At 53.3% G+C, this 21,259-nt stretch carries 20 protein-coding genes and 1 other annotated feature; all 20 genes read right to left on the bottom strand.

What is annotated here, in order from left to right; translation table 11 throughout:
- Positions 1 to 14: 14 nt before the first annotated feature.
- The gene (locus tag B5E82_RS03505) at positions 15 to 884 is read right to left on the bottom strand and encodes a DegV family protein (protein WP_191415677.1); all 870 of its coding nucleotides are present in this window, start codon (positions 882 to 884) and stop codon (positions 15 to 17) included.
- 112 nt (positions 885 to 996) lie between these two features.
- Entirely contained in the window at positions 997 to 1,353 is a 357-nt protein-coding gene (locus tag B5E82_RS03500; protein WP_087306008.1) for a SpoVA/SpoVAEb family sporulation membrane protein, read from the bottom strand.
- Positions 1,354 to 1,397: 44 nt separating this feature from the next.
- A complete protein-coding gene (gene spoVAD, locus B5E82_RS03495; RefSeq protein WP_087306185.1) occupies positions 1,398 to 2,408 on the bottom strand; it encodes a stage V sporulation protein AD in 1,011 nt (336 codons plus the stop codon).
- 232 nt (positions 2,409 to 2,640) lie between these two features.
- Positions 2,641 to 4,035 carry an alanine/glycine:cation symporter family protein gene (locus tag B5E82_RS03490; protein ID WP_442911301.1) on the bottom strand — a complete coding sequence of 465 codons (1,395 nt, stop codon included), beginning with the start codon at positions 4,033 to 4,035 and terminating at the stop codon, positions 2,641 to 2,643.
- 339 nt (positions 4,036 to 4,374) lie between these two features.
- A complete protein-coding gene (locus B5E82_RS03485; protein WP_242966236.1) occupies positions 4,375 to 4,932 on the bottom strand; it encodes a SpoVA/SpoVAEb family sporulation membrane protein in 558 nt (185 codons plus the stop codon).
- Between the two features lie 76 nt (positions 4,933 to 5,008).
- On the bottom strand, positions 5,009 to 5,425 hold the full coding sequence (locus tag B5E82_RS03480; RefSeq protein WP_087306007.1) for a stage V sporulation protein AB: 417 nt from the start codon (positions 5,423 to 5,425) through the stop codon (positions 5,009 to 5,011).
- An 81-nt stretch (positions 5,426 to 5,506) separates the two neighbouring features.
- A complete protein-coding gene (locus tag B5E82_RS03475; RefSeq protein WP_087306006.1) occupies positions 5,507 to 6,163 on the bottom strand; it encodes a stage V sporulation protein AA in 657 nt (218 codons plus the stop codon).
- Positions 6,156 to 6,359, bottom strand: a complete 204-nt coding sequence (locus B5E82_RS03470; RefSeq protein WP_087306005.1) for a hypothetical protein — start codon at positions 6,357 to 6,359, stop codon at positions 6,156 to 6,158. The genes B5E82_RS03475 and B5E82_RS03470 overlap by 8 nt, the downstream gene beginning before the upstream one ends.
- 468 nt (positions 6,360 to 6,827) lie before the next feature.
- Complete coding sequence (locus B5E82_RS03465; protein ID WP_087306004.1) at positions 6,828 to 7,580, bottom strand: amino acid ABC transporter ATP-binding protein; 753 nt, start codon at positions 7,578 to 7,580, stop codon at positions 6,828 to 6,830.
- Positions 7,580 to 8,371: an amino acid ABC transporter permease gene (locus B5E82_RS03460; protein ID WP_242966235.1), complete on the bottom strand. Its 792-nt coding sequence runs from the start codon at positions 8,369 to 8,371 to the stop codon at positions 7,580 to 7,582. Before B5E82_RS03460 ends, B5E82_RS03465 begins: the two co-directional genes overlap by 1 nt.
- Positions 8,372 to 8,416: 45 nt before the next feature.
- On the bottom strand, positions 8,417 to 9,316 hold the full coding sequence (locus B5E82_RS03455) for a transporter substrate-binding domain-containing protein (protein WP_087306002.1): 900 nt from the start codon (positions 9,314 to 9,316) through the stop codon (positions 8,417 to 8,419).
- A 223-nt stretch (positions 9,317 to 9,539) separates the two neighbouring features.
- Entirely contained in the window at positions 9,540 to 10,253 is a 714-nt protein-coding gene (locus B5E82_RS03450; RefSeq protein ID WP_087306001.1) for a SigB/SigF/SigG family RNA polymerase sigma factor, read from the bottom strand.
- 3 nt (positions 10,254 to 10,256) lie between these two features.
- A complete protein-coding gene (gene spoIIAB, locus B5E82_RS03445) occupies positions 10,257 to 10,691 on the bottom strand; it encodes an anti-sigma F factor (RefSeq protein WP_087306000.1) in 435 nt (144 codons plus the stop codon).
- On the bottom strand, positions 10,675 to 11,055 hold the full coding sequence (locus tag B5E82_RS03440) for an anti-sigma factor antagonist (RefSeq protein ID WP_242966234.1): 381 nt from the start codon (positions 11,053 to 11,055) through the stop codon (positions 10,675 to 10,677). Before B5E82_RS03440 ends, spoIIAB begins: the two co-directional genes overlap by 17 nt.
- A gap of 100 nt (positions 11,056 to 11,155) precedes the next feature.
- A complete protein-coding gene (locus B5E82_RS03435; protein ID WP_087305999.1) occupies positions 11,156 to 12,589 on the bottom strand; it encodes a tetratricopeptide repeat protein in 1,434 nt (477 codons plus the stop codon).
- Between the two features lie 11 nt (positions 12,590 to 12,600).
- Positions 12,601 to 12,750: a hypothetical protein gene (locus B5E82_RS18185; RefSeq protein ID WP_164488682.1), complete on the bottom strand. Its 150-nt coding sequence runs from the start codon at positions 12,748 to 12,750 to the stop codon at positions 12,601 to 12,603.
- A complete protein-coding gene (locus B5E82_RS03430; protein WP_087305998.1) occupies positions 12,743 to 14,047 on the bottom strand; it encodes a bifunctional folylpolyglutamate synthase/dihydrofolate synthase in 1,305 nt (434 codons plus the stop codon). The genes B5E82_RS18185 and B5E82_RS03430 overlap by 8 nt, the downstream gene beginning before the upstream one ends.
- Complete coding sequence (locus B5E82_RS03425; RefSeq protein ID WP_087305997.1) at positions 14,044 to 16,302, bottom strand: LTA synthase family protein; 2,259 nt, start codon at positions 16,300 to 16,302, stop codon at positions 14,044 to 14,046. The genes B5E82_RS03430 and B5E82_RS03425 overlap by 4 nt, the downstream gene beginning before the upstream one ends.
- Before the next feature lie 81 nt (positions 16,303 to 16,383).
- Positions 16,384 to 19,023, bottom strand: a complete 2,640-nt coding sequence (locus B5E82_RS03420) for a valine--tRNA ligase (protein ID WP_087305996.1) — start codon at positions 19,021 to 19,023, stop codon at positions 16,384 to 16,386.
- Positions 19,024 to 19,151: 128 nt separating this feature from the next.
- Positions 19,152 to 19,379: a binding site (T-box leader), on the bottom strand.
- Positions 19,380 to 19,488: 109 nt separating this feature from the next.
- Positions 19,489 to 21,045, bottom strand: a complete 1,557-nt coding sequence (locus tag B5E82_RS03415; RefSeq protein WP_087305995.1) for a purple acid phosphatase family protein — start codon at positions 21,043 to 21,045, stop codon at positions 19,489 to 19,491.
- Positions 21,046 to 21,259: the final 214 nt, after the last annotated feature.

Here is a 21,259-nt window from a genome sequence, read left to right as displayed (position 1 = left end):
TGTATCCGCGCTTTTTACCGGTTCAGAATCCTGGTGGCCGCCACCGCAAGAGAACCGTCCCCGATATGGCAGGATACGCTTAAGGACAGGGAATCCACAAAGCCCACCTGGTATCCCGGGAAAGCCTCTTCCACTTCCTTTTTGAAATCCAGAGCCTCTTCCAGGTTATTGGTATGAGCGATGTCCAGATAGACCTCATGGGCATCCACGCCTCCAAAACGGTTTTCAATATCATTTCTGATGGCGTCAATCATAGTCTGGCGGGCCTGGCGCATGGTTCTGGCCTTGGAGAAGGAATCAAGCCGTTCTCCCTGAATCGTCAGCACCGGCTTCAGCCTGAGCATAGTTCCGATGGCAGCCACAGCAGGAGTGATGCGTCCTCCCTTTTTCAGGTATTTCAGCGTCGCCACCGTGATATAGATGCTGGACTCCATCCTGGTCTTTTCCAGAATCTCGCGAATCTCCCGGGCGCTCTTTCCTGCTTCCGCCAGGCGGATAGCGTCCTCCACAGACCTCCTCTGGGTGATGGAAATGCGGTGGTTGTTCACTACCTGCACTCTGCCGTCAAAATCGTCCGCCAGAGCAATGGCTGTCTGGCAGGAACCGGACAGACCGCTGGACATGGGAATATGCACGACCTCATCATACTCCTTCAAAAGATTCTTCCACAGGGTCAGCACAGATTCCGGCGACGGCTGGGATGTGGCGATATCCGCATCCTTTTTCAGATATTCATAAAACTCTTCCTGAGTCAGATTAATTCCTTCAAAATACTCTTTTCCATCGATCGTAAAAGGCATCGGCAGTACCGAAATCCCCATCTGTTCAGCCAGCTCCTGGGGAATTCCGCTGTTGCTGTCTGTTACAATCGCTATTTTACTCACAAAAACCTCTCCTTCCGTACACATGCTGCCCAGAAAAGCCCTCGGCAGCTCAAAAAAACTTTCGCGCCGCTGAGGGTAAGTATAACAGCTTGGCAGAGAAAAGGCAAGCATTCTATTTCTTCATCTTCGGCTGGAACACAAGACTGGCCAGATATCCGAATACCAGCGCCGCGCAGATTCCTGCCGCGCTGGCCGTAAAGCCGCCCTTGAAGATACCCAGAAAACCGTCTGTCTCCACAGCTTCCCTGACGCCCTTCCATAATGTATTTCCAAATCCCAGCAGCGGAACCGACGCTCCCGCTCCCGCGAATTCCTGAAAAGGCCCGTACAGTCCCACCGCCCCCAGCACAGCACCGCTGCAGACCAGAAGCACCATGATGCGGCCCGGCATCATTTTCGTCTTTTCCATCAAAATCTGCACCAGCGCGCAGATAAGCCCTCCCGCCAGAAACGCTTTCAGATAATCCATTTTCATCTACCTCCTAACTGCCGTCTCCCGGCCGGCACTGCCTGTCAGCAGTGTTCTATCACTACCGCGTGGGCGATGCCCGGCACACTCTGCCCTTCGTTATAGCTCACGGTGGAAAGCAGCGCGCCTGTGGGTACGAACAGAACCCGTCTCCACTGGCCGCTTTCTATCTTCGGCAGGATATATGCCGCCAGCGTCACAGCAGAACAGGCGCAGCCGCTTCCTCCCGCGTGGGTGTCCTGGGTTTCGGAATCAAAGATCATCATGCCGCAGTCCAGATGACGTTCCTCCAGGTCAAAGCCCCGTTTTCCTGCCAGCTCCAGCAGAATAGTATGACCCACACTCCCCAGATCTCCCGTAATAATATAATCATAGTCGGAAGGCTTCCGTCCGAAATCCTCCAGGTGGCTGCAGATGGTATCGCAGGCCGCCGGCGCCATACAGGCTCCCATATTCATGGAATCCTTCAGTCCGTAGTCCACCACACGCCCCGGAGTAGCTCCGGAAATTCTTGCCCTTCCGCCGGAACGGGCCACTACAAAGGCTCCGCTTCCCGTGACCGTCCAGGTGGCGGACAGCGGCCGCTGTCCGCCGTATTCCAGCGGATACCGGAACTGCTTCTCCGCGCTCCCGAAATGACTGGAGGTCAGGGCCAGCACCGCGTCCGAGTACCCTCCCTGCACAGTCATAGCCGCCAGCATCAGCGCCTCTCCGATGGTGGAACAGGCCCCGTACAGTCCGAACAGAGGCAGTTTTAAATCCATTACCCCAAAGGATGTGGCGATAAGCTGCCCCAGCAGATCGCCGGAAAACAGATAGCGGACCGGCGGCACGCCCGGCCCCGCCTTCTCCATGGCCAGACCTGCCGCCTTTTTCTGCAGGGCGCTCTCCGCCTCCTCCCAGGAAGCCTGTCCCACCATGGGGTCCTCTTCTATCTGATCAAACAGCTTCCCCAGGGGCCCTTCGCCTTCCTTTTTCCCGACGATGGATGCGGCGCTTACAATGTGAGGCGCCTCCCGAAACTGAATGCTCTGCTTTCCTACGATTGTCTCCACTGCCACTTTTCTTTTCCGTCCTTTCCGCCGGTATTCTTTTGTTATTTTAACCGGACAGAATTATTTTATGCCTGGAGGACGGGAAATATGACCTTTGACTCCTTTTTCCCCATAACATAAAAAGAAGCGGCCGCGCAGGCCGCTCCTCTTCTCTGTTCAGCTCCTCTGTACATGGGGAAACACGCCCCTGCACACGGATGCCGGTATCTCTCTATTATTGTATGTGCCTTTTTCAGTCATCCACCACCGGAACAGACTCCTCATCCCAGGCATCCAGATCATTGATGTATTTCTTCGTCTCCTTCGAAATCACGTTAGAAAGGAGCAGAACGGCAATCAGGTTCGGGATCGCCATCAGCGCGTTCAGAATATCCGCGATATCCCATACCATATCCAGCGCCACCACAGGAGCTATCGCTGCCACGATCACATAAAGGGTTCTGTAAGGAATCAGTCCCTTCCTGCCCGCAAAATATTCTACCGCGCGTTCGCCATAGTAAGCCCATCCAAGGACAGTGGAAAAGGCAAAACAGATGATTCCCAGCGTCAGCACAACCGGTCCAAAATAGGGAATCTGACCGAAAGCAAGTGTGGTCAGAATGCCGCCGTCTGTGATCTCTCCCATGTTGATAGCCGGATTTTTCATAATCGTCGTCACCAGCACAAGCCCTGTCATCAGGCAGACTACTACCGTATCCCAGAAGGTTCCGGTAGAAGATACCAGCGCCTGGCGCACGGGATTCCTGGTCTGAGCAGCCGCGGCCGCGATAGGTGCGGAACCCATACCGGACTCATTGGAGAACAGTCCTCTGGCGGTTCCATAACGCATGGCGGTCATGATTCCGGTTCCCACCAGGCCGCCTGCCGCCGCGCCCGGCTGGAACGCAAGCCTGATAATGGTCTTAATGGCCGGAATAATAAAGTCATAATTGATTCCCAGAATGATAAGACATCCCACCACATAAAAAACAGCCATAAAAGGAACCAGCTTTTCACAGACATTTGCGATGGACTTGATGCCGCCGAAGATAACCACGCCTGTCAGAGCGGCCACAGCAAGACCCACAATCCATCCCTGGATTCCCACATTTTCCTCCACAATATTGGCGATGGCGTTTACCTGGGTGGCACAGCCGATTCCAAAAGAAGCCACGCCTGCGAAAACTGCAAAGAGCATACCCAGCGCCGCGCCGAGCTTCTTCCATTTCAGACCTCTGGAAAGGGCATACATGGCTCCGCCCTGCATACGTCCGTCCTTTTTCTTCACCCGGTATTTTACCGCAATCAGAGACTCCGCGTACTTGGTCGCAATGCCAAAAACGCCGGAGAGCCAGCACCAGAGCACCGCGCCCGGTCCGCCCAGGGCAACTGCCGTACCCACGCCCACAATATTTCCCGTACCGATGGTAGCCGCCAGCGCTGTGGTCAGCGCGCCGAAGTTGGATACCTCTCCTTCCGCGTCCGGATCTCTGGTCACAGAAAGCTTGATTCCTTTTGTAATGGATTTCCACTGGATAAAGCCTGTCTTAAAGGTCATAAAAACATGGGTGCCCAGAAGCAGAATAATCAGCCACCAGCCCCAGACCGCGTCATCAATGGCAGTGATGACATTTCCTATCGTTTCCATCATAAGCTGTCCCTCTCTCTCTTCCGGCGCCTTAAACCAGACCGGAAATATTCTCTTAAGTTCGGGCAGGACAGGCTTTTCTTTTCCTGTCCGCCGTAGCGCCGCGGCCGGCTCACAGCAGCGGCCGCTGTCCATCCTCTTGTAAATGTCTGTCCGTTTCCCGGGACACCCTCCCGCCCCGGCGGGCTCGCCCTGCGCAGGCGGCAGACTCTTTCACCGGATGGATCACGCAAAAAGAGCATCGGCAAACTGTCGATACTCTTCTCCACGTCACCATGGTATAAGTTTAATGCAGTATATGGGAAAATGCAAATATTTTTTTCTTTTACATCATCCCAGTTACACCACTCCCGTCAGCTTCAGCACCCAGTAAATCAGCCCCAGAAGCCAGCTTGTAAAAATCCCGTACAGGATCACCGGACCCGCAATCGTAAAAATCTTGCATCCGATTCCAAATACCTGGCCTTCCTTCTGATACTCAATGGCCGGAGCCGCCACGCTGTTGGCAAAGCCGGTAATCGGAACCAGCGCTCCCGCGCCTCCCCATTTCGCGATGCCCGGGAAAATATTAAGCCCTGTGAGCACCACACTCAGCAGCACCAGAAGCAGGGAGCACCAGGCTCCTGCCGTATCCTTATCCAGACCAAGGCTGCCCGCATAATTCAAAATTCCCTGACCGATGCAGCAGATCGCGCCGCCGGTCACAAAAGCCTTTATCATCTGCATCCCCAGACTGTGGGCAGGCGTCACCTGTTTTACATATTCGCCATACTGCTGTTTTTCCTGGTCACTCAGCTGGACATCCGCCTCTCCCTGAAAGCCCGCCTGATTCTGTCCGCTTGGCGCGGCTCCAGACTGGCCGCGCTCCTGAAATTCTTTCATCGTTCCGCCACTCATCCTTTCTTCCGCTTCTCTTTCCCTGGCGTCCAGCTCCCATGCGCCTGTGTGCACAATACGCTCTGGTACGCCGGCCCTAAAAACCAAAATAATAAAAAATAAGAGCCCCTGCCGTCCGTCCCAGAGCCATGCTCACAATCAGCAGTTCCAGCCCTCTGCGGAAATCCAGCCGCCTCGCAAAAATCGGAATAATATTGATAATCTCTGTCAGTGCCATGGCCCAGGCCCCTACAAAGACGCCGGCAAAGATTCCGAAGATGCCGGCTCCCGCCTCTCCGAAGGGCAGCGGAAACTGATAAATGCTGATCAGATTTCCAAGAATTCCGCCTGCCGCTACCGCGTCCTCGTACCAGAGAATATGACGGGCCGTATGAGTCTGGTCCGCGAACTCTGCCACCAGTCCCAGGGCAATGATCAGGGCAAAGAGGCCGCCCGCCACCGCCAGACCGCCGCACAGGCCCACGACTGCCATCAGGATTTCCTTCCACCACATGTTCCAAAACCTCTCCTGCTTTTTCTCTGATTCTTTTTCTCTGATTTTTTTCTCTGATTCTTCTCCCCGGATTCCTTTCTCCTAATTCTCTTTCTGATCTTCCTTCCGGCGCGTGCCGTTCCGGTCTGCCGTCTTGATCAGAGTCGTATTGACATCGTCTTCATAGAGACGCATTTCCACCTCGATAGGCGTAGGTTCCTTGCTCAGCCGGCGGCCGCCGATGTGATTGAAGAAAGCGATAATTCCCACTGACAGGCCCACCGAATAGGTCAGTTCCAGAACCGTAAACCCATCCGGCGCCTGACCGGTCAAAAGCGTATAGAACTGATCAAACAGTTTCACGGTAGACACATCGTTATTAAAGGCCATAATAGAAAATGCTGACCCGAAAAAGCAGATCAGGCACACCAGCGCCGTCTTTGCAAAGGTAAAAAACGTATTTTCTTCCGGTTTTGTGGAATACTCCACCACAAAATCCTCTTCACCCAGATTTTGAATTTCCAGAGAGGGATAGACCGCCTGAATCTTCTCCACCACATCCAGAATAGAAAGCACGGTACGGGCCGCGCAGGTATGCTTTCCCCGCCGGGCATGGTCAAAAGTATACAGCTTTTCTGTCTTCAGTCTGTTCACAATTTTAGAGTCTGCGCACTGCATCTGAACAGCTTCCCCCAGCGTAAGCGTCCTGTTATAGGTACGGATATTCTTTTCCAGTTTTACATACAGGATTTCATTCATAAGAAAACCCTTCCGCCAGCTGTTGGACTGTCAATTTCCTGTCCGCCTGTTCCCCGCCTGTCAGCTCATGATAGACCAGTGTGCCGTCCGTAATGGTCTTCTCTTCCTCTTTCCCGGATAAATACCAGATCATTCCAAGCACAGCCACGGCCAGGGCAATAGAAATCAGCCATACACGATATTTTGTATGATTCATTCCGCTTTCCTCCTTATCTTTAGGGGTAGTATTTCCATGCACTCGAAAGAATATGCAGTCTTTCACACCCCTTTACGGCGATACCGACCGGAGAACACTGGAAATCCGTGCAACTGTAGAGCGTTATCCCTATCTGGATCTCACGCCCAATTACAAATACGACGTAGAATCAATCCCTCATTATAAGGGGTGACCGCCCCAGGCAGCCCAGCGGACATACAGATTTTTCTGATAAAATAAAAATGCCGTGAAACACATCGGATTTTTCTAAAATATAAAAACTGCCGTGACGTAAGCCTGGCGGTTTCTGATATCCCAGTGTCCGGCTTCTCATGGACAGGTGTATGGATCAGGCGGACCGCTTTTTGGTCCGTCCGGAGACATACACCTGTCCATGAGACGCCCGAACACAGGATACAGAAACCGCCAGGCGTATTCACAGCAGTTGCATCACACTTTATAAAAATCCTACACCGTCGTCTTCCGGAATCTGGACAGGAACTCCCGCGTCTTCTCGCTCCTGGGGGCTCCGAAGATCTGATCCGGCGTTCCTTCTTCCTCTATGACTCCATCCGACATATAAATCACATGGCTGGACACATCGCGGGCAAATGCCATCTCATGGGTTACCACCAGCATGGTCAGGCCTTCTCTTGCCAGCTCCTCCATAACGTTAAGCACCTCGCCTACCATCTGCGGGTCGAGGGCAGAGGTGGGCTCATCAAAAAGCAGCACCTCCGGCTCCATGGCAAGGGCACGGGCAATGGCCACACGCTGTTTCTGACCGCCGGACAGCTGCCGCGGCTTTGCGTTCATGAAGGAGTCCATGCCTACTTTTCTGAGGTAGTGGATGGCGTTTTCATGGGCCTCTGCCTTTTCCTTCTTTGCCACCTTTACCTGTCCGACGATACAGTTTTCCAGCACCGTCATATTGTTGAACAGGTTAAAGCTCTGGAATACCATGCCCACCTTTGCGCGGTAGGCCGGCACATTCATCTTCGGATCGGTGATATCCTGTCCATGGAACAGAATCTGTCCGCCGCTTGGTTCTTCCAGGAGATTCACACAGCGGAGCATTGTGGATTTTCCGGAACCGGAGGCTCCGATGATGGAAACCACGTCGCCCCTGCAGACTTCAAAATCAATGTCCTTAAGCACCCCATGGCTTCCGAAGCTTTTGCTCAGATGGGATATTTTTAAGATTTCCTCTCCACGGCTCATCATCTCTTCCTCCTCTCCGCTCTCTTCTCTATGTTCGATGTGCGGAGCTGATCTCCGATACCCATGGTATCTACCAGCTCATAATTGGCGTCGCCGTCCATCTTCCGTTCCCAGATTCGCAGCAGACGGGAGCAGACAACGGTCATAATCAGGTATACCACCATAACGATCGTTGCCGACTCAAAGTAGGTATACAGCGCGCCGGACACGCTCCGGTGAACGGCAAAGAGCTCGGTAACGCCGATAGAAAACAGCACGGAGGTATCCTTGATATTGATGATCAGGTTATTTCCGATCTGGGGCATAATATTTCGCAGGGCCTGAGGCAGAATCACATAACACATGGTCTGCACATGGTTCATGCCGATAGCCTTCGCGCCCTCTGTCTGGCCCGGATCGATGGAAATGATTCCGCCGCGGACAGACTCGGCCATATAGGCTCCCGTATTGATGGATACAATCAGAAAGGCTGACGACCACATGCCAAGCTGAATGTCAAACACCTGTGACATACCGTAATAGATAAATGTAGCCTGTACGATCATGGGCGTTCCGCGGAACAGCTCCACATATGCCTTCATAACCGCCTTGACCACACCCAGCACGCCTCTTTTGGCCAGGCTGTCGCGCTTTCTGTCTACGGGAATGGTCTGTATCACACCCACGACAAAGCCGATCAGGCAGCCGATCGCCGTGGATACTACTGCGATAGCAAGTGTGGCCCCCGCTCCTTTCAGATAGGAAGGACCATACTCCTGCAGCAGATATACAATTCTTTCAAAAAAATTCATCTGAGAAACAGTCATCTTTGGTTCACGGCTCCCTTTCTCTTATCTTTACTCAGACAGCGGCTGAACGGAAATCGCCTCGTCCATCATGCTGTTGAAATCGTCTGCAGTCATCTGGGACAATACGCTGTTCATGGCGTCCAGAAGCTCTGTATTTCCCTTCTGCACGGAGATTCCGATATTGATCTCTTCCTCGGATACCTCAAAATCATCATCTGTTCCGGCAAAATCCAGAAGCTTCAGATCCGGATAAGCTACAGTCGCGGCAGTACCTGTGGGCATATCTGTCACTACCAGATCCACACGTCCGCTCTCCAGGGCTACCAGCATGGCCGGAGCAGACTCCTGAGCAGCCTGAATATCAGCGTCCTGAATCTGGGGCAGGCATACGTCATACCAGATGGTTCCCAGCTGGGAGGTACAGCTTGCTCCTGCCAGATCCGCCACACCCTGGGCGTTCGCATAGGGGCTGTCCTCTTTTACCAGAGTAATAATCGTCGCATAGTAATAAGGCTCTGTAAAATCTACCATCTCAAGACGCTCTGAGGTAATGGACTGGCCTGCAATCGCGCAGTCTACGGTTCCGGACTGTACGGCCGGCACCAGAGAATCCCAGTCAAGCTTTACAATCTCCAGCTCATAGCCCAGCTCGTCCGCAATATGCTGCGCCATCATAACGTCGTAACCGTATGCGTAATCGGAACTTCCGCTGATGGGAACCGCGCCGTTGGAATCATCCGGCTGCGTCCAGTTATACGGAGCGTAGGAACACTCCATGGCTACCCTCAGCACCTTTTTATCACCGGAATCCGCCGTCTCGCCGGCAGACGCGTCTTCTGTCTCCGCCGCGTTTCCTTCCGTGTCAGAGCTGCCGCCTGAAGAACCACAGGCTGTAAGTGATACAGCAAAAACTGCTGCCATCAACATTGCAAGCAATCTTTTTTTCATAACTTTACCCTCCTGTTTTAAGCTGTAAGAAACAGGGCTTCACTCCAGCCGCTCTTATCGGATAGATATGAAACCCTGTTGTTTCTTCGGACATTATAGCCCCTGAACCGCCGTTTTTCAAGGCTTTTTTACAAAATCAACGGAAAAGTATGCAGTTTTTTCCCATTTCAGGCATAAAAATACACCCCCTGGAGCTTCCGGGCGCCTTCTGTCCCGGATTTGCCTACATTTTTTCCTTCAGCGCGGAAAGGATCTTTTTCTCCAGCCTGGACACCTGAACCTGGGACATTCCAAGCTCCATGGCCACCTGGGTCTGGGTTCTGTCATAAAAGAACCGGAGGACAATGAGCCTCCGCTCTCTGGGCTCCAGAGAAGACAGCAGTTCTTCCAGCAGCATACGGCGCAGAAGCTCCTCCTGTTCGTCATGCCCCTGCTCCACCCGTTCCATCAGGCTTACTCCCTCACTGCTGCCCTGGCAGATAACTTTTTGAAGAGATTCCACCTCTATGCTGCTGTCCATGGCCTGCACCAGCTCTTCCGGCTCTACCTTCAGACGCCTGGCAAGCTCATCCACCCCGGGCTCCTCCCCTCTCTCCATCAGCAGCTGCTCCCGTAGCCTGGCGGCCTTTACCGCCAGCTCTTTCAGAGAGCGGCTGACCTTGATCATACTGTCGTCCCGCAGAAAGCGTTTGATTTCCCCGGCGATCATCGGAACAGCGTAGGTGGAAAACCGCACACCAAAGCTTAAGTCAAAACGATCCACTGCCTTCACCAGGCCCACCGCGCCTATCTGAAACAGGTCCTCCGCTTCCACGCCTCTGCCCAGAAAACGCTTCACCACATGGTGGATGAGTCCCAGGTTTTCCTCTATCAGTGTCTCCCGCGCCGCTTTATCTCCGTCCTGTGACCTCCGAATCAGCTCCTCCGTGCGGTCCATGGTTTATTCCCCCCGCTGGCCGATCCGTTTTTTCATCATGACTGCCGTACCCTTTCCCGGCTCTGATTCCACTTTTACTTCATCCATAAATGCCTCCATGAAAAGAAATCCCATGCCGGAACGTTCCAGCTCCGGGCGGGTGGTATACAGAGGCTCCATGGCTTTTTCCACATCAGCGATTCCCACTCCCCGGTCCTCCACGGAAAGCTCCAGCCATTCGCCATCGATTCTGCCCCGGATGACTATTTTATGTACTTCTCCCTCATATCCGTGGATGATGGCGTTTGTCACTGCCTCAGAGACGGCTGTCTTCACGTCAGCCACCTCCTCCATGCTGGGATTCATCTGTGTCATAAAGGCTGCCACAGTTACCCTTGCAAATGCCTCATTGGCCGAAATACTGTCAAATTCCAGACACATCTCATTTTTCATCATCATTTCCTCCCTGTTCCCTCTCTACCGGAATCACCTTCATCACGCCGGACAGCATCAGAATTCTCTCCACCCTGCCCTGCACCCGCACTGCCTTCACCGTTCCGCCCAGGGCCTGCATCATCTTGTACCTGCCCATCAGCATACCGACACCTGAGCTGTCGCAGAAAACTGTCCGGGAAAAATCAAAGACAATCTCCCTGATATCCTGCGTCCGTACCAGTTCATCCGCCTGCGCGCAGATCTGAGCTGCGCTGTGGTGATCCAGCTCCGCCGGGACTCTGATTCTTAAGCTTCTGTTCTCCACCTTCATGCCGGAGTCCGTCCCCGCGGCGCCCCGGCTCTTTTTCCGCTTCATACTTCCTCTCACTCTGCCATTCCTCCATTTCCATCTCTGTTTCTGCAATATAATAAAAGGGACATACCATCTCTGGTATGCCCCTCGCTTCAGGGTTTCTCTTCTGTTTTCTTTACTGCGTCTGGGTACCGGACTGAGCTCCCGTCTGATTCTGAGCGCCCGCCTGCTGCAGCCGCGCTATGGCGTTATTGGAATAGGTCGCCCGCTGCGTGCCGGGGTAGGCCGCGGCAAATCTCTGGAACATCTCCAGCGCCTGGTCATTCTGCCCCAGATTCTCGTAAGAACGGGCCAGGTAATAGAGCGCGTAGCCATCACTGTAGCGCTCGTCATAGTCTACCACCCGCTGCAGATTCGTAACGGCTTCTTCATAGTTCTGCGCATCGTAAGCCGCCGAGCCCGCGTCAAAGAGGGCCTGCACCTCATCTGCATGCACCGTGCCGTAAATCTCATTGTAAATTGCTCTGGCATTATCCGAAAGCTGTTCCGGGTCCACCTGATCCAGAGAAGCCGCCGCTCCTTCTGTATCGCTGGCCTGGAAGCTTGTATAGGCGTCAATCAGAAGTTCATAATCATTGCTTTCTGCTTCCGCCGTCTCTTCCTCTGTCTGTCCGTCTCCCTGCAGGGCATCCAGCTGGCTCTGCAGATCATTGATCTCCGTCTGCCTGGCTGCCAGCTGATCGCTGTATTCCCGGATCTGGTCCGCCGTCTCACTGCGCACCGACTGTACCTTTGCCGGGACCGCAAGGAACCACATGAGAGCCACGCCCACCACCAGGCCGATAAAGATATTCAGGATCACATTGACGCCGGTGTTTTCCTTATAGGCAGCCGGCATGATGATCGTCTCATTTCCGCTGGTATAGGAAATGATATCCGGATTCTTCCCATCCTTCTTTTCCTTTTCCGCCTTCGGGGAACGTCCCGCCGGCTTTCCGGTCAGCTCCGCCAGCTCAGCCTGATAATGAAGCGAAACATTGTCCGTCTTATCGATGGCCAGAGCTCTCTTCAGTTCCCGTTCCGCCCGCTCGTATTCCTCCGTCTTGATGTAAAGGAGGGCCAGGAGCTGATGAGCCTTCACCAGCTTGGGATTCAAAGACAGCACCTTCTTCAGCTGGATGATTGCCAGATCCTCGCTTCCCTGCTGGCAGTACAGCAGAGACTGATTGTATTTCTTAATGGTCTGATTGATCGTGTCAAGCCGCGCCGGATTTGCCTGAATCGCGTTGATATACTCGTCTGCGATGTTTTTCTCCGGCTCCAGGTTCTTGCTGATGATCCATTCGGTCAAAGCCGATACCACGTCGCCCACCTCAAAACAGATCAGTCCCAGCAGGTTTCTGGCCTGTATATTGTTCTTATTCAGCTCCAGACTGTGCCGCAGATCCTGCACGGCGCCTGAAAGATTCCGCACCTTCGCCTTTTCCAGTCCCATATTGTAATAGGTATTGGACAGCCTGATAAGCCTTTTATATATCTGAATTTCCGTCCCGCAGGAGCTGCAGTAGCCGGGATCGGTCAGTACCGCTCCACATTTTATACAACGCATAGGTTCCTCCTCTAAAAACGGCTGCCGCCCTTCATTTCCTTCAGCATCTCGTCAAGAAGATCTGCCATATCCTTCGGCTTATTCTTATACACATTTTCTTCTACCTGTTCCACTTCCAGGCTCGGATGAAATTTCTTCAGTTCTTCTTCAAAATCAATCATGTGCTGTCCTCCTTTTCTTCAAAATACTCTTTATGCTTCCTACCAGATACAGAGAACCGACACAGAAAAGTATGCCGTCTCCTTTTTCCTTCATCGCCTCGTCAAATGCCTCTTCCACATCCGGACAGGCCGTCACCTGCTTCTGTCCGAACTCCCGAAAAAGCGCCTCGGGCTTCCTCACATCCACGCTTCGGTAGCCCCCGACCTCTGTGACAATCACACGTTCCAGACGGAGCTCCCGGCAGATCGTCTCTATCATATGCCGGTAATCCTTGTCTCCCACCGCCGCGAAGAGCAGAGTCACCGGATCATCCGCCTCCAGCCGTCTGGCTGTCTTTACAAATTCTTCTACGCCTGCCTCGTTGTGGGCGCCGTCTATGATGACTCCCGGCAGCACCTGCTCCATTCTTCCCTGCCAGCGCATTTTTTCAATTCCGCTTCGAATCACCTCGTCGGAAAATTCTCCGCCCTGCTCCATGACACGGATGGCTGTCACCGCTTCCGCGGCATTTTTTACCTGATACTCCGCCACGCTGGAAATGGTCAGTTCAATACAATCATAATACCCACAATCAATACAAAAATCAATATGTTTCTTTGTGGTTTTGGAAATTTTATACATTTTCGGCGTGATTCCGTAGGCCGGCGCGTGCAGCTCCTCCGCCTTTTTCCGGATAACCTCTGCCGATTCCGGGCAGGAAGCGTCATAGACCACCGGTACGCCTTCCTTGATGATGCCTGCCTTTTCTCCGGCAATAGCCGCAATGGTGTCTCCCAGATATTCCGTATGATCCAGGCTGATGGAGGTGATCACAGTCACCAGCGGATGCGCGATGGAATTCGTAGCGTCCAGGCGTCCGCCCAGCCCCGTCTCCAGCACCAGATATTCCACTCCCGCCTTCTCAAAGATCTTCATGCCGATCAGAAAGAGCAGCTCAAAATAGGTGGGATGGGGATAGCCTTCTTCTCTCATCTCCCTCACGCAGTCCATGACTGTATGAAAGGCCTCCAGAAACTCCTCATCACCAATCTCTTCCTCGTCAACCACAAAGCGTTCGTTGATTTTCACCAGATGGGGGGAGGTAAAAAGTCCCGTCCTCTTCCCGGCCGCTTTCAGCATGGACGCCAGGAAAGAGCAGACGGAGCCTTTTCCATTCGTTCCCGCCACATGAAGAATTTTCATGTTCTCCTGGGGATCTCCCAGCCGTTTTAAAAAAGCCCGTGTGTGCTCGAGAGAATTTTTCTTCGTAAACTTTGGCGTCTCATCAATATAAGCCACCGCTTCCTGGTATGTCATGCTGCTTCGCCTGTCCCTTCCTGTATACTGCTGTCCTGCCCGGTGTTCTGTGTGTCTGTGTTCTGCGCGTCTATTTCCTGCGCGTCTGTATTCTGTGTGTCTGTGTTCTGCGCGTCTGTTTCCTGCGTGCCGCCGTCCAGCGCGTCCGTACTCTCTGTATCCGTACTCTCTGTGTCTGTGCTCACTTCTTCCTCCGGCTCCTCATAATGGAAGCTGTAGGTATTTCCCTCGCTCAGGACACGCCTTGCCTTTCCGGGCGCCAGCTGCTTCACGGCAATCTCCGCGTCACTGTCCAGAACCGTCTTCTTCAGACGGAGTACGTGATCATTGATAAAGGAAGTGCTTTGATATTCGCCGTCCACATAGATCTTCGAGGCAGTGGTAAAGTTCTGGCCGAATACATACGTCGTGCCTTCCAGAGCCACCACATTGCGGATGTAAGGCTGATGGATTCCCATCTGCATATCCGTGGGTTCATAGGGGCTTTCTCCGTCTTCCCCGTAAGCATACCGTTCTCCGTAAAGGAGATCATACTGCAGAAGCTCCATATCCGCCATATACCATTTGGTCTTCCGGCGGGCCTGATGATACTGCATCATGGTTCCCGTATGGATATCCAGCTGATTCAGAACCTCCGCCGCGATCTGGTAGGAGCAGAGAGTCTGATCCTGCTTCTCCAGGCCCACATTGTCCACGATCACATACGTGGTGTCAAAGAGATAGCGGTTGCTGACATCCTCCACCGTAAGTCCCAGAGTGGGCAGGTGATCGCCGTACATGACGAGCACGTAATCCTCTCCGTAAGCGTCCAGCGCCGCAATCAGGTCTACAATAAACTGATCCATCTCATGAAGCTGATTTACATAGTACTCCCACTGGTTGTTCTTTTCCTCTGTCTCGGCTCCCGTGACCTGAATGGCCGGGTCCTCCAGGACCTTCTCCGTGGGATACTCGCCGTGTCCCTGGACAGAGATGGTATAAATGAAATCCTGGCGCGCCGTGGAATCCAGGCAGTCCAGAATATGTTCTATCAGCACCTCATCCTTCAGCCAGCCGTTTTCCGTGGTGTTGGATACATCCATATATTCCTTGGAGGTGTAAGTCTCAAAGCCCAGATTTTTAAACACATCCGCGCGGCTGTAGAAGGTAGCCTTGTTATTGTGGATAGCGTGGGTTGCATATCCGATATCTCTCAAATCATAAGCCACACTCTCACAGGTCGTTTCCTTGAGAATGGTTTTATAGGGATATTCTCCCGGTCCGAAATACCGGAGATTCATGCCGGTAATCGCCTCAAATTCTGTGTTGGCCGTACCCGCGCCCACAGAAGGAACCTTAAAAGCTCCCGATGAATATTCTTCCATCAATCTGTGGAAATTGGGAATGGGATCTTCGGAAAACTCCAGGAACTCCACCGTGGTAGGATCGAAAAAGGTTTCCAGCTGCAGAAAAATGATGTTCGGTTTCTCCGTATCATTGTCCTCATCCGCCAGAGTCTCTTCGTCCCTGTCCACAATAGCCTGAATGGTCTCTTCCGAATAATTATAGGGCTCATCCATTCCTGTGGCCAGAAGACTGCAGAAAAAGCAATAGGGAAGGCCGTAATCCTCATAGGCAAAGGCAATATTTCCAAAGTAAGTGGACAGCACCCTCTGTTCCAGACAGAGCCTTGTGGCTCCCGCGAAGAGGGCAATCACCGCCAGCAGGCCCGCGATATTAACAGGGTATCGGATCTTTTTCTGATACTTCGGGGCAAACACCCAGAGCAGCACCAGAATCACAATTCCGAGAACAACCCCTCCTACTTTAATAATGATCTGAGACGGAGACATATAGCCGTTTAACACATCCAGGGCATCCGTGATCAGGTGCAGATCCTGTCCTGTAAACGGCGTCACGCGGCTGCTTAGGATCGTGCCGTTTATAATCCCGAGCACCAGCCAGAAAAACGCGATCAAAAGACGCATGAAAATTCTGCGCCGCACCAGATACACCAGCATAAAGCTCATAAAAATCATGAAGCTGTTATATGCAAAAGCCGCGGTGCTGTCCGTCATAAATGTCCAGGCTTCCGCCACCGAATGACGGGACACTGCTTCCATAATAAAGTAAATAATCCAGGAAGCCAGCGCATGAAGCACCAGTGAAAAACGGTTTGCCAGCGCTATCGGCTTCTGAAGAGGTCCGCTGCACCTCTCATGAATTCTGTGGAAAAACTTCCCCAGGCCCCCCAGCCACGTCTTAAACTTTTTCATAGTCCTCTCTTTTCATATTCTGCGCCTGCTCCGGCACAGGACGCGCCGCATCCTGTGCCGGGGCCGGCCGCAGACAGCGCCCTATTTCGTAAGCGCCGCCAGGTGCTCCTTCACCTGTGCCATCATCTGTGTATATTTTGCAAGCTTCTCCCTTTCCTCGTCCACCTTGGACTGGGGAGCCTTGCTCATGAATTTCTCATTGTTCAGCATACCGTTTACACGGGCCAGCTCCTTCGTAAGCCGTTCCTCTTCCTTCTTCAGGCGCTCCAGCTCTTTCTCCAGATCCACCAGCTCCGCGAAGGGCATATAGACCGCGGCGTCCGGAATCAGCGCCGATACCGCGTCTTCTCCGATGCCTGTCTTGTCCGCCTGTACCGTCACCTGGCTGGCATAGGCAAGCGTGGCAAAGAACAGACTGCTGCGTTCAAAGACGCCGCGCACCTTCTCATTCTCAGACACCACGAACACCTGCGCCTTTTTGCTGGGCGGCACGTTCATGGAAGAACGGGTGTTGCGGATCGCCCGTACCGCTTCCTTAATCAGCTCTACCTCTGCCTCTTCCTCCGTAAAGTTCCACTCTTCCTTATATTCCGGCCACGCGGAAATCATGATGGATTCCTCGTCGGTCAGATTCCGGAAAATCTCTTCTGTGATAAAAGGCATATAGGGATGCAGAAGCTTCAGCGCGTTCGTCAGCACAGTCTTCAGCGTCCAGAGAGCCGCCGCCTTGGTCTGGTCCTCTTCACTGTAGAGACGGGGCTTCACCATCTCAATGTACCAGTCGCAGAACTCTTCCCAGATAAAATCGTACAGCTTCTGTACGGCGATTCCCAGCTCGTATTTATCCATATTTACGGTCACATCCTGAGCCAGCCTGTTTACCTTGGAGAGAATCCATTTATCGGCTCCCGTCAGTTCCTCCGGATTCATCTGCTCCGGCACCTCTGCCTTCTCAATGTTCATCAGAATGAACCGGGAAGCATTCCAGATCTTGTTGGCAAAGTTCCGGCTTGCCTCCACACGCTCCATGTAGAAACGCATGTCGTTTCCGGGAGCGTTTCCGGTTACCAGCGTAAAGCGCAGAGCGTCCGCCCCGTACTGGTCGATGATCTCCAGCGGATCGATGCCGTTGCCCAGGGACTTGCTCATCTTCCGTCCCAGGGAATCCCGCACCAGTCCGTGGATCAGCACGTGATGGAAGGGGCATTTTCCGGTCTGTTCATAGCCGGAGAATACCATACGGATAACCCAGAAGAAGATAATATCATAGCCTGTCACCAGCACGTCAGTAGGATAGAAGTAATCCAGATCCTCTGTCTTCTCCGGCCAGCCTAAGGTGGAGAAGGGCCACAGAGCGGAAGAAAACCAGGTGTCCAGCGTATCCGGGTCCTGGGTGAAATGCGTACAGCCGCACTTCGGACACACCCTGGGCATCTCTCTGTCCACCACGATCTCGCCGCAGTCGTCGCAGTAGTAGGCCGGAATCCGGTGTCCCCACCAGAGCTGTCTGGAGATACACCAGTCGCGGATATTTTCCAGCCAGTGCAGATAGGTCTTGTCAAAGCGCTCCGGCACGAAAGTCAGATCGCCGTTCTTTACCGCCTCGATGGCGGGCTTCGCCATCTCCTCCATCTTTACAAACCACTGCTGTTTGATCATGGGCTCCACGGTCGTGCCGCAGCGGTCATGGGTTCCCACATTGTGCACATGATCCTCTACCTTTACCAGAAGTCCCTGCTCCTCCAGCTCCTTCACGATGGCTTTTCTCGCCTCGTAGCGATCCATGCCCGCATACTTGCCGCCGTTCTCGTTGATGGTGGCGTCGTCGTTCAGGATGTTGATCTCCGGCAGATTGTGGCGTCTTCCCACCTCAAAGTCATTGGGGTCATGGGCCGGCGTAATCTTTACCACGCCGGTTCCGAATTCCTTATCCACATAAGCGTCCGCAATGACCGGAATCTCACGGCCCACCAGGGGCAGAATCACGGTCTTTCCGATGATATCCTGGTAGCGCTCGTCATCCGGATTGACCGCCAGAGCCGTATCGCCCAGCATGGTTTCCGGTCTCGTGGTCGCGATCTCCACAAACTTGTCGCTGTCCTTGATCGGATAATTGATATGCCAGAAATGGCCGGCCTGCTCCTCATGCTCCACCTCCGCGTCGGAAATGGAGGTCTTGCAGACCGGACACCAGTTAATAATCCGGGAACCCTTGTAAATATATCCCTTCTTATATAAACGCAGGAATACCTCCTGCACGGCTTTGGAGCAGCCCTCATCCATGGTAAAGCGCTCTCTGTCCCAATCACAGGAGGAGCCCAGTTTCTTCAGCTGATCTACGATGGTGCGGCCGTACTCCTCGCGCCATTCCCAGGTCCGCTTCAGAAAGCCCTCGCGGCCCAGCTCATTTTTATCAATGCCCTCTTCCTTCAGCTGCCCTATGACCTTGACCTCCGTGGAAATCGAAGCATGGTCCGTTCCCGGCACCCAGAGCGCATTGAAGCCCTGCATTCTCTTATAACGGATCAGAATATCCTGAAGCGTATTGTCCAGGGCATGGCCCATGTGAAGCTTGCCTGTGATATTGGGAGGCGGCATCACAATCGTAAACGGTTTTCTGCTTCTGTCCACCTCAGCGTGGAAATACTTCTTTTCCAGCCAGTCTGCGTAAATCCGATCCTCCATCCCCTTCGGATCGTAGGTCTTTGCCAGTTCTTTCATTCCTTTGCTCCTCCTGTTCTTCTTTCATCGGCCCGCCGCTTTTCCGCCGCTGCCGCCTGCCCGGAATCTTTCCGGCTCCGGGCCGCCTTCTGTCCGTCTTACGGAAAAAAGAAAGACGCCCCTTCTGTCGAAAGGGCGTCAGTCAATGCGCGGTACCACCTTACTTCATACGCGTACAAGCCCGCGTATCTCTTTACCCGTTAACGCTGGTTGGGCGTGAACGGCTACTCCTTTTTCACCGTTCCGGCTCCAAAGCTACCTTCCGCAGCGACTGTTCCCCGGCAGCCTTTCAGCCATGAGCTGCCCTCTCTGAATGATGTCCCCCTCTGCGTACTCCTCTTTTTCTATGCCTTTTTATCTTTCGTAATTTTATCATACGCTCCCGGGCAGGAGCGTCCCCTGAAGCTGTCTTTTGCAGAATTCTTCTGTCAGCTGAGGGTAATATAGCAGGCTTTTCGCCGCTTGTCAAGTCTTCTGAATGGTATATTCGTCATAAACGGTCCAGGAATCCACCAGATATGCCCGCAGATGAAGCTCCGTGTCCGTCACGTCGAACCGCAGGGCCATAGGTACATGGGGCTGGCCTTCCACCACCAGATTCGAATTGGGCGCCACCTCCCGGTAGATGCTTCCGCTGGCTGTGCTGCAGGTCACATGCATGGTTCCCTCCGGATTCACTGCTGTAGCGCCGGAGGAATAATCATATCCTTCATAAGGCTCACATTTCCGGTTCGTAAAAGCAGAGCGGGAGTAAGCCGCGTCATGTCCGGAAATCACCAGGTCAATATCGTTGTCCTCGCAGATGTAAGCCAGAGAATTGCGAATCCACGGGTCCATCTCCTCCTGATACTTCCCGATGCTGCTGTATGCAGGATAATGCTGGATAATAATTCTCCACTTTGTGTCCGGGTGCTCCGCAATGACCTGCGGCACATACTGCTCATGGATATCGGTCATCTGGCTTGTGCAGCTGTTCAGCACGATAAACAGAACGTCTCCCCGGATAAAGTAGTAGTCGCCGTTCTTGTCGCCGTCGCTGTATCCATACTCTTCAGACCGGTTCGGCACATTGAAATGCTCGTAAAAATACGGTCCGGCCGGATATCCCAGCTCTTCCACCATATCCTCATTTGCCACATCATGGTTTCCGACTACGGGAACCAGTGGGATCTTATACAGGCCCAGGTGATCCAGAAATCCCGCATACTCCTCCGCGTCTCCGAACTCTCCCACCTGATCTCCCGCGTGTATCAGGAACTGTGCCTCCGGCACGTAATTTGTCAGCCGGGTGACGACCTTGTCCCAGTCGTCAATCGTGACCTGCATCTCGTTGTTTTGATCGATTCCGATCTCCGCGTCCGAGGTCACCAGAAAAGTGAAGCCCTCGTCTGTATTCACATCCGGAACCGTATACCGGTACTCCGGCGACCATCCGCCGGCGTCATTTCCCACTTTGTAAGCATAGGTCATGCCCGGCTGCAATCCCGTGACTGTGGCCTTATTCACATAATAGCCCGGCATGGTGGCAGACGCCGCGCATTCCGCCGTCACCGTCTGAAGCTCCCCGTTCTGCACGGTGTACCAGCTCACCTGTCCGGCGCTGGCGCTGGGCGACATCCAGTTGAGACGAATCTCATCCTCCGTGGCTCCCACATTCAGGGAAAGATATTTGATGGGCGTAGTATTTAAAAGCGGCGCGCTTTCATAATCTGTCGTAAACGAAGCTCTTTCCTGCTCTGCTCTCGCAGTCTCATCTGAGGCTGCCTGCTCCTCCGCCGCCTGTTCCGCGGCCTCCTGTTCAGCCTGGGCTTCCGCCGCTTCTTCCGCAGCCTGCTGAGCTTCCGCGGCTTCCTGAGCCTCCTGCTCTGCCTGAGCCGCCTCCTCCGCAGCCTGCTGGGCCGCCGCTTCCGCTGCCGCATTGGCCTCGCTTCTGGCCTTCAGGGCCCACGCTGCCGCTATCACAAGCAGAAGAAGCACCGCCGAGGTAAACAGGGCTCGTCCTCCTTTATTTCTCTTTTTCATAATCCTCTCCTCTTTTGGCGGAATCCGCCCTGTGTCTCAGGCAGATCCCTTCTATATCCCAATTTCAGGGTATATCTACTCTACCATTATATTCCGTCAAAAGCAAGGAGATGTGAATTTATTAAGAAAAATACAAGAATTATCCCGAAATCTTAAGAAATCCGGAGAGGTATATACCGGGTGGTTTTCTCTGCAGACTTTGTTTTCAATTCTC

The sequence above is a fragment of the Lachnoclostridium sp. An138 genome, assembly GCF_002160765.1.
GTDB lineage: Bacteria > Bacillota > Clostridia > Lachnospirales > Lachnospiraceae > Laedolimicola > Laedolimicola faecalis.
The sequence above is the reverse complement of the archived record's forward strand: the minus strand, read 5'-3'. Positions and strand labels throughout refer to the sequence as shown.

Excerpts from the sequence above, each read along its gene's own strand:
- spoIIAB (WP_087306000.1), bottom strand. The coding sequence starts at position 10,691 with ATGATGATGAAAAATGAGATGTGTCTGGAATTTGACAGTATTTCGGCC.
- B5E82_RS03475 (WP_087306006.1), bottom strand. The coding sequence starts at position 6,163 with ATGAATGAAATCCTGTATGTAAAACTGGAAAAGAATATCCGTACCTAT.
- B5E82_RS03420 (WP_087305996.1), bottom strand. The coding sequence starts at position 19,023 with ATGAAAGAACTGGCAAAGACCTACGATCCGAAGGGGATGGAGGATCGG.
- B5E82_RS03485 (WP_242966236.1), bottom strand. The coding sequence starts at position 4,932 with ATGAGTGGCGGAACGATGAAAGAATTTCAGGAGCGCGGCCAGTCTGGA.
- B5E82_RS03415 (WP_087305995.1), bottom strand. The coding sequence starts at position 21,045 with ATGAAAAAGAGAAATAAAGGAGGACGAGCCCTGTTTACCTCGGCGGTG.
- B5E82_RS03465 (WP_087306004.1), bottom strand. The coding sequence starts at position 7,580 with ATGAGCCGTGGAGAGGAAATCTTAAAAATATCCCATCTGAGCAAAAGC.
- B5E82_RS03500 (WP_087306008.1), bottom strand. The coding sequence starts at position 1,353 with ATGGATTATCTGAAAGCGTTTCTGGCGGGAGGGCTTATCTGCGCGCTG.
- B5E82_RS03490 (WP_442911301.1), bottom strand. The coding sequence starts at position 4,035 with ATGGAAACGATAGGAAATGTCATCACTGCCATTGATGACGCGGTCTGG.
- B5E82_RS03430 (WP_087305998.1), bottom strand. The coding sequence starts at position 14,047 with ATGACATACCAGGAAGCGGTGGCTTATATTGATGAGACGCCAAAGTTT.
- B5E82_RS03480 (WP_087306007.1), bottom strand. The coding sequence starts at position 5,425 with ATGTGGTGGAAGGAAATCCTGATGGCAGTCGTGGGCCTGTGCGGCGGT.
- B5E82_RS03460 (WP_242966235.1), bottom strand. The coding sequence starts at position 8,371 with ATGAATTTTTTTGAAAGAATTGTATATCTGCTGCAGGAGTATGGTCCT.
- B5E82_RS03470 (WP_087306005.1), bottom strand. The coding sequence starts at position 6,359 with ATGAATCATACAAAATATCGTGTATGGCTGATTTCTATTGCCCTGGCC.
- B5E82_RS03425 (WP_087305997.1), bottom strand. The coding sequence starts at position 16,302 with ATGAAAAAGTTTAAGACGTGGCTGGGGGGCCTGGGGAAGTTTTTCCAC.
- B5E82_RS18185 (WP_164488682.1), bottom strand. The coding sequence starts at position 12,750 with ATGATTGATTTTGAAGAAGAACTGAAGAAATTTCATCCGAGCCTGGAA.
- B5E82_RS03455 (WP_087306002.1), bottom strand. The coding sequence starts at position 9,316 with ATGAAAAAAAGATTGCTTGCAATGTTGATGGCAGCAGTTTTTGCTGTA.
- B5E82_RS03450 (WP_087306001.1), bottom strand. The coding sequence starts at position 10,253 with ATGGACCGCACGGAGGAGCTGATTCGGAGGTCACAGGACGGAGATAAA.
- B5E82_RS03435 (WP_087305999.1), bottom strand. The coding sequence starts at position 12,589 with ATGCGTTGTATAAAATGTGGAGCGGTACTGACCGATCCCGGCTACTGC.